Below are 7,886 nucleotides of genomic sequence, written 5' to 3'. Positions count from 1 at the left end.
ATTTGGCTGCACGAAGTCGGATATCATGACAAATGACTGCTTATGCGATTAGAAGATAAATAACTAATCGGCTATCATGACATTTAGCATGATATACGAAAATCGTATACTTATATGTTAGCGCCGTCACATCGCTTATCAGGCTGAAGGGAGGTGATACTGTACTGCTGGATTTGCTAAAACAGCCGGTTTTCAACGCTGGTAAATGCTTTTGCTCATCTCAAAAAATGGAGGTGTACTTGCGAACAATCTAGTATTTCACAAACTAATAACTCTTAATCAAAGTAAGGAGCATGTCATGAAAAAGACCATGAGACTAACAACAAGTGTTATGGCAATATGTATTGCCGTTTTTGTGCTCTCATCGCCTCTGCTTGCGCAGGAGAGCCAGACAGACGCAACTAAAAAGGCTGAGGCTGAAATGGAGGCTGCCTTCGGAACAGTTCCAGTAATGATGAAGGTTTTGCCAGATCATTTGCGTGCCGGCGCATGGGAATGGTTTAAAGCTACGCAAAGTCCGGATGCAGCCATTCCAGCGAAATATTCCGAACTCATCTCGCTCGGAGTCGCGTCACAGATTCCATGCACTTATTGTGTCTATGCACATACCACGATGGCAAAAATGCTCGGCGCCACCGATGCAGAGATTCAAGAGGCCGTTGCAAGCGCAGCAAATACGCGTCACTGGAGCACTGTCTTGAATGGTGCTAATGTCCCGCTTGATGAATTCAAGAAAGAGTGGGACGGGATATTGGCGCATATCAAAAAGCAGAGTGAGGCTAAAGAAACCACGAAAAAGTAAGGGAAGAGGATTTCCGGTTTACTGACCTTTATGAACTCGACCGATGAGACACGATTTACGAATCATTGACGGGCAAATGAAGTCAGTAAATGGTTGATTAGCGTGGAATCAATGTGTCCTGACTGGTAGTCTTGATCAGGCTATTCCGGTCGTCAGCAGATTGCGCTAACAATCGGTTTTCTCTTGACGGCGGGGTGCGGGTGCAATTTTCAGGTTAGTAGCTTCTCTAAAGTTCCGTGGCAAATTGACGTTCTTTGCTTGCCATCCCCGCGGCAGGAGAAACGGGTCGTTCTGTTTTTTTCAACACATTCAACGGAGGAGGGTTGGAAACAATGGAAGTTCGGTTTTTAGTTGGCGACATCACGAAATTGGAAGTTGATGCAATCGTTAATCCTGCCAATTCTGAAGGTGAAATGGGTGGAGGTGTAGCTGCGGCGATTAAGAAGTCCGGGGGTAAGAAAATTGAAGAAGAGGCAATGGAATTGGCTCCGATTCCCCTTGGAAATGCAGTTGTTACATCTGCCGGGAAGTTGAAATGTGACTATGTCATTCACGCGCCGACCATGGTGGCCCCTGTTCAGCGTACCTCAGTTAAAAAAATTTCAGACGCAGTTACGGCAGCTCTTCAAGTTTCAGCTGAATTGAGTATTCATAAATTAGCTATCCCAGGAATGGGGACCGGCACAGGAAGGGTTCCGATTGAGGCTGCCGCAAAAGCGATTGCAGACGCAATTCGCCGATTTTCTACTTCATCCAGCGCAATCAGTGAAATCATTTTTGTCGATAAAAATAAGGAATGGGTTCAGGCAATGGAGAACGACTGGAACGACACAACTCCGGAAATTGCGGATGGATGAAATCGATCAGACATTAAAAATGCTTGGTTTTGCGCACCGTGCCCGTAAACTCTCCCTTGGTATGACTTCAACGCTAAACTTACTGAAGAAAGGAAAAACCCGCGCCATAATTTTGGCTTCTGATGTCTCGAAAAACGCCGATCGGAAACTCCAGACATTAGCTGCTCAGGGGAAAGTTCCAATTTTTCGATGTGGTACCAAAAGTCAATTCGGCCATTTTTTCGGTAGAGAGGAAGTTGGTATTATCGGGATTGACGACGCGGCGTTTGCAAAGGCGATTCAGAAGATATTCGGCTGATTTGTGGATAATGTCGTTCAACAAAAAAGTAAAATTCGCTCCCGAATCGAATCACAGAGAAGAAGCCTTTCCGGCGAATCGGTCGCTTTCAAAAGTTCAAAAATCATCTCCCACCTAAAAAAACTTCCGGAATATCAAGCCGCAAAAACCGTTCACTGTTACGCAGCCTGGCGTAACGAGGTTAACACATATCAGTTGATTAAAGATACTCTGCAGACCGGGCGGCGGGTCATCGTTCCAGTCACTGATTTGTCAAGCCACATTTTGTTGCACTCCGAAATCAAAGGTTTTGATGAATTGAAAAAGGGCACGTTCGGGATCCTGGAACCGCCTAAAGATCGGTTTCGAAAGGTTAAGATTTCTGAATTCGATTTGGTTATTGTCCCCGGCGTCGCTTTTGATCTGGCGGGCCATCGGATTGGTTTTGGGGGTGGGTTTTATGATGGATTCCTGGATAATGTAAAAGTAACCAAAATTGCCTTGGCTTATGAATTTCAAATCGTCGATAAGATACCGACCCGGGCCGAAGATGAAAAAGTAGATATTTTGGTGAGTGAAAAAAACGTTTACAGATTTAGCGATTAAAGTTTGAAGGATCATTCTTTCAAGCGTTTATAGCTAACAGTATACGAGGCCTCGCCTTGAATTGTAAAGGTGGCGCTGTTTTCGTCGTGACGAGTCAGATTTGAGCGCCAATCATTTATTTCGCCGTTACTACTAAAGGAGCGCCACTCGTGCTTCAAAGCGTTGTCCTTGAATTCGGCGATTCCTTCATTAATTGTTCCTTCATTATCAAATGACCAGAAGACGATTCGGTTTAAGACCGGCTGCCTGCCGTAAAAAGTCAAAGCAAACAAGCTCTTTTTTTGACCCAACAGGTTTGTCACTTTAATGAACTTTTTGTTGAGCGTCCATTCGAAAATAAGTTCGGAAGTAACGACTTCGTTGTTCGGTCCTTTGACCTCCCCGACCCATTTTCCGAGAAAAGTGTCAGCAATTTGATCTAACGAATTATTATTGGTTTGAGCTGCTAAATCTTCAATCGCAGTAAAAATTACAAAAATAGTTAAAAGAATTTTTAAAGAGTTAGGAAATAGATTACGAAGTGTTTGCATTATTAGCACCTTTGTAAAATTTGAGTGGTGCTAATTTACGAAAGGTTTAAATAATTTCAAAAGAGATTTTGGGTATTGAATGATTTTGCAGATAGTTTAAAAAGACCCGGGTTGTCCAAAAAGTAAACATGTCGTTGCGAGCAAAGCGAAGCAATCCAGAAGATGCGGCCATCTGGCAGGGTACCCAGGTCGTGGATGGGCACAATGCTGGGATGCTCAAGCGCGACGAATATGGCGAGGCGCTCTTACTATATCATTAGACTTAAAACACGAAACTGGTCAGCTGTTCACACAATAAATTTGGCTAAATAGCAAAAGCACCGATAGCCGCGCTTTAAGCGATGGTATGGTTTTATTTCTCTCCAACATAAAGCCCCGAAGCTTTCTCCGCTGAAGTTACAATTCCTTTTATCATCGCCGAGCTGAACCCTTCATGTTCCATCTGGTTCAACCCGGAAATGGTACACCCTCTTGGTGTCGTCACTTTATCGATTTCGTACTCCGGATGATTTTTCATATTGAGCAGCAATGCAGCGGCACCTTTGGCGGTCTGTGCAGCAATATGCAGGGCCTGGTCAGAGTGAAAGCCGATTTCGATGCCTCCCTGAGAGGCCGCTCGGATGGCACGCAGAAAAAATGCAATTCCGCAGGCCCCCAATGCGGTCGCTGCGATCATTTGCTCTTCATCGATGAGCAGGGTCTTGCCCACTGTATCAAAGATCGACCTGGCGATTTCAATAGCTTCATCATTTGGCTCATCTGATGCGATACAAGTCATGGATTCTCTAATCGCGATGGCGGTATTTGGCATGGCGCGAATCACCGGCATATTTTTGCCAAGCTGTTTTTTTATCTGTCCGATACTAACCCCGGAAATCACTGAAATGAGTATGTGTTTACCTGGAATCAGCGCTTGATTTATTTCTTTCAATAATGAGACAAGCTGCTGCGGCTCCACAGCGATAAGAATGACTTCTGAACTTTTCACCGCTTCGACATTGCTTTTTTGAATTTGAAATCCCTGCTGTTTAAAAGGATCAAGCAGGTGAATTTTTCTTCGTGTCAGTGTCATTTGCCTGGCTTCAAAAGTGCCTGATTGAATCAATCCTTTCACAATGGCAATGCCGATGTTTCCGGCACCAAGAATGGCAAGATTCTTCATTTTGTAAAGTTTCCTTTCTTTTATAATAACCCCTCAAAAACCATACGGGCATTTTTCCACCCCGACACCTCGGGGGAGAAATCTTGTTACTTAGACCCGGAATTTCTTTATCTTTATAGAAGGGGTGCAGGTTTGATTTTACGTAAATAAATTTTCAAAATATTTCACCCCCTTCGACAAGTGAAATTATGCTGCTGCGTAAAATCGAACCCGCACCCTAAATAAAGAAGTCGTTTAATCAAAAGGCAAGAATATTTTTAAATATGGAGAGTTAAGAAGTTGGCTTACCGAATTCCGGTATCGATATCAAAATCAGAAATTGTCGTCTGGTCTTCGAGAATTTCGGCTTCTTGCGGAATGGCGTTTCCAAATCGAGGTCGCTGGGATAATTCCAAAGGCAGGGCGTTTCCGTTGGCGTCACTGACATCAACGATATACTGCCCCGGATTTAACGCAACTGAATACTCACCATCCGCATTGAGCTGGATTTCAGCAATTTTGCTAAGGGAAGATTTTTCATAGACGAAAACTTTCCGGGCTTCATAAATCGCTGCAATCTGTTCCGGGGGAAGATTGCAAGGCTCAATGGGGCAAAGCGGGCCTATGGTGATTTTGCCTTCAAGAATGCCGGTCTTCAATGTTATATTGTTCGTGGCATTCTCACAGGCAAGACTCAAAAGTGTGCCAAATATAATAATTATTAAAATAGAGTGTCGTTTCATTTTATGCGATTTCAGATTTGTCTTTCCCTTTTAACTTAGTTAGTTAAACCTCCCAGGTTTCCCAAAAACCTGGAAGGTTTGGTTATTTTTTAGTGCTCCACGAGTCCGACTACACTACCTTCAGGATCCGCGAACAAAGCAAAAGTTACCATCTCGGGAATCACGGTTTTCGGAACAATGGTTTTTCCGCCCGTGCTTTCAATTTTTGAAAGATAGTTTTCGATGTTATCGACTTCAACGTAAAACGTAACGTGACCGGGTGCGCCTTCTTGTGCCGATCCGATGCCGCCGCCGATGCTGCCGTCGCCGGCTGCTTCCACCAAACCGTAATTCATCGGGTTGTCCGCATTGATCTTCCAATCGAAAAGTTTGCCATAAAAGTCCTGCAATTTACCCGCGTCTTTACCCAATATTTCAAAATGTGTTACTTTTGCTGCCATCTGAACCTCCTTAAAAAAAGTGATAAATTATTAGACTTCTGCAAAACAGCTTAATTTGTCATTTCGGCCCCGACACTTCGGGGGAGAAATCTATTTAATTCAAAAATATGCGTAAAAAGATTTCTCCCGTTGGTCGAAATGACACAAAGGGTCGTTTTTGCTAAAGTGATGAATTATAAATACAGTTTCTTATTTTTAAGACGAATGAATTGCATAAAATCGACACTTAATTCAAAAAATTTACCGCAAAGAGCGCCGAGATTTTGTTTTGGACTCTGAGTTCTTAGCGGTCTCTGCGGTTTGTTTTGTTTAAAAAACCGCACATGTCACCGAATAAATCGGCGGAAACCAATTGACCAAAACTTCCCAGGAATCTCCCTCGTCTTTACTGTAAAAAATCTGGCCGTTCCTGGTGCCGACGTAAATGCCGGCTGAATCACAACTATCTGCCGCCATCGCATGACGTAAAATGCTTAGATAAGCCCGCTTATTTGGCAGTCCGTTATCGAGTCTTTCCCAGTTTTCACCACGGTTGCGGCTTCTGAAGACTGCAAACTCGCCATCCACCGGACAGCGGAACTCAGCGCCTTCTTCGGGAATGACGTAAATGGTGTCCGGGTCATGCGGATGAATTTGCAGGGGAAAACCAAAACGCGAGGGTAGCCCTTCACATAGGTCTATCCACTCCTTGCCGGCGTTGTCACTGCGGTAAACGCCGCAATGATTTTGCTGGTACAAGACATCCGGTTTCGCCGGGTGCAGCTGCATGTGGTGAACGCACTGTCCCACTTCAGGAAATTTGTCGGCCAGGAAATCCGCGGTCACGCCTTTGTTGCGCGCCTGCCAGGATTTCTCGCCGTCCTCCGTTGAAAACGTTCCGGCTGCCGAAACGCCAACATGCATTTTGTTTTTGTCTTCCGGATGCAGACAAATACTGTGCACCATCATGCCGCCCATTCCCGGCGTCCATTTTTCACGAGTTGAATGATTGGTCAGGGCTTTCAATTCAGCCCAGGTTTCGCCACTGTCCTCTGATTTAAAGAGCACGCCCGGGTCTGCACCGGCGTAAAGGACATTCGGTTCATTGGCGCGACCGGGTTCCACACACCAGACTCGTTTCACTTTTTTATCCGAGCCTTCCTCAAAACGTACATCTGATTTTGGTTCCTGCCAGGTTTCACCAAAATCTTTGCTAAATCGAACGCTGGGTCCCCACCACATGCTGTTGGTGCTGGCAAAAATCGTCGATTCGTTGCGAGTGTCAAAAACCATGTGATGAACGTCGCTGCCTTTAAAGAACGGCCCTTTTATCTGCCAGTTTTTCCGATCTAAATCGCTGGTGAACAGAAACCCGCCCTTGTGGGTTCCGACTAAAAGATGAACTTTTTTAGCTGCCATGATTTTCCTCCTGAACAAAATATCGCATTCTGATTTTCTAAAAAAATATAAATGTAAATCAGATTTTAAGCAACGAGTATTTTGCTCTAGTTTTCTATTAAACGAAATGAAAGTTTTCTTTAAGAAATGCTTCTAAAAAAAATGCAGGTAAAAGCAGGTACGTTTAGCAGAAGGATTTGGTTGCAGCTTCACTGACAGGATAAGAAAATCACAAACTACAAATCCCAAAATTCAAATAAATCCCAAAAACCAAAAATTTCAAATCTCAAAACTCCGGAATGCTTCGTCAGAAATACATGAACGTCTCTCAACGAGGCTATAATAAATTTTTGGATCTTGGAATTATCTGGGATTTGCGCTATCTGGATTTTGGAGTTTGCGGCTTTGCCGCGTTTTACTTCGTCAACATCGCCTTAAAATACTCGCGCTTCATCCGTGCGATGTGGCCAATTGAAATCTCTTTTGGACAGACCGCTTCACACTCGGCGTGATTTGAGCAGTCGCCGAATCCCTCTTGGTCCATTTGCTCAACCATGCGAATCACCCGTCTCTTCTGTTCGGGTTGGCCTTGCGGCAGGAGAGAGAGTTGAGAAATCTTTGCTGCGGTAAACAGGGAAGCAGATGCATTCGGGCAGGCAGCCACACAAGCGCCGCAGCCGATGCAAGACGCAGCATCCATGGCTTCATCGGCAATTTCTTTGGAGATAGGAATGGCGTTGCCGTCGGGTGCGCCGCCGGCATTCATGGAAACATAACCTCCGGCTGCGATGATGCGATCGAAAGAGCTGCGGTCGACCACCAGGTCTTTGATGACGGGAAAAGCTTTAGCGCGCCAGGGTTCGATGGTAACGGTTTGACCGTCCTTAAAGTGGCGCATGTGGAGCTGGCAAACGGCGGTTGCGCGCTGCGGCCCGTGTGCGACGCCGTTAATGACCAAACTGCACATACCGCAAATGCCTTCCCGGCAGTCGTTGTCAAACTCAACCGGGTCGTCTCCTTTTTTGATCAGATCTTCGTTCAGAACGTCGAGCATTTCCAAAAAGGACATGTGGTGCGAAACATCTTCGATGGCATAAGGTACCATTTTGCCTT

Annotated in this window: 10 protein-coding genes; 4 read left to right on the top strand and 6 right to left on the bottom strand. The window is 44.9% G+C overall.

Annotation, left to right across the window (positions count from 1 at the left end):
- Nucleotides 1-310 precede the first annotated feature (310 nt).
- The 4 genes from IH879_15685 (at nucleotide 311) to IH879_15670 (ending at nucleotide 2,542) form a co-directional block, all read left to right on the top strand.
- Nucleotides 311-802, top strand: coding sequence for a carboxymuconolactone decarboxylase family protein (locus IH879_15685; GenBank protein MCH7676368.1), 492 nt, complete (start codon nucleotides 311-313; stop codon nucleotides 800-802).
- A 332-nt stretch (nucleotides 803-1,134) separates the two neighbouring features.
- Nucleotides 1,135-1,659 (top strand): macro domain-containing protein, encoded by a 525-nt coding sequence (locus IH879_15680; protein MCH7676367.1) that lies wholly within the window; start codon nucleotides 1,135-1,137, stop codon nucleotides 1,657-1,659.
- On the top strand, nucleotides 1,652-1,957 hold the full coding sequence (locus tag IH879_15675; protein MCH7676366.1) for a ribosomal L7Ae/L30e/S12e/Gadd45 family protein: 306 nt from the start codon (nucleotides 1,652-1,654) through the stop codon (nucleotides 1,955-1,957). The genes IH879_15680 and IH879_15675 overlap by 8 nt, the downstream gene beginning before the upstream one ends.
- Before the next feature lie 3 nt (nucleotides 1,958-1,960).
- Nucleotides 1,961-2,542: a 5-formyltetrahydrofolate cyclo-ligase gene (locus IH879_15670; GenBank protein ID MCH7676365.1), complete on the top strand. Its 582-nt coding sequence runs from the start codon at nucleotides 1,961-1,963 to the stop codon at nucleotides 2,540-2,542.
- A gap of 11 nt (nucleotides 2,543-2,553) precedes the next feature.
- On the opposite strand, the gene IH879_15665 is transcribed toward IH879_15670, so the two are convergent.
- The 6 genes from IH879_15665 to IH879_15640 form a co-directional block, all read right to left on the bottom strand.
- Nucleotides 2,554-3,072, bottom strand: a complete 519-nt coding sequence (locus IH879_15665) for a hypothetical protein (GenBank protein MCH7676364.1) — start codon at nucleotides 3,070-3,072, stop codon at nucleotides 2,554-2,556.
- Nucleotides 3,073-3,424: 352 nt separating this feature from the next.
- Nucleotides 3,425-4,234, bottom strand: coding sequence for a pyrroline-5-carboxylate reductase (gene proC / locus IH879_15660; GenBank protein ID MCH7676363.1), 810 nt, complete (start codon nucleotides 4,232-4,234; stop codon nucleotides 3,425-3,427).
- A 284-nt stretch (nucleotides 4,235-4,518) separates the two neighbouring features.
- Complete coding sequence (locus IH879_15655; protein MCH7676362.1) at nucleotides 4,519-4,956, bottom strand: hypothetical protein; 438 nt, start codon at nucleotides 4,954-4,956, stop codon at nucleotides 4,519-4,521.
- A gap of 89 nt (nucleotides 4,957-5,045) precedes the next feature.
- The gene (locus tag IH879_15650; protein MCH7676361.1) at nucleotides 5,046-5,396 is read right to left on the bottom strand and encodes a glyoxalase; all 351 of its coding nucleotides are present in this window, start codon (nucleotides 5,394-5,396) and stop codon (nucleotides 5,046-5,048) included.
- Nucleotides 5,397-5,705: 309 nt separating this feature from the next.
- Nucleotides 5,706-6,794, bottom strand: a complete 1,089-nt coding sequence (locus tag IH879_15645) for an exo-alpha-sialidase (GenBank protein MCH7676360.1) — start codon at nucleotides 6,792-6,794, stop codon at nucleotides 5,706-5,708.
- 394 nt (nucleotides 6,795-7,188) lie between these two features.
- On the bottom strand, nucleotides 7,189-7,886 hold a 698-nt coding region (locus tag IH879_15640; protein MCH7676359.1), incomplete at its 5' end, for a succinate dehydrogenase/fumarate reductase iron-sulfur subunit.

It is taken from the genome of candidate division KSB1 bacterium (assembly GCA_022562085.1).
In the GTDB taxonomy this organism is placed as follows: domain Bacteria; phylum Zhuqueibacterota; class Zhuqueibacteria; order Oceanimicrobiales; family Oceanimicrobiaceae; genus Oceanimicrobium.
The sequence above is the reverse complement of the archived record's forward strand: the minus strand, read 5'-3'. Positions and strand labels throughout refer to the sequence as shown.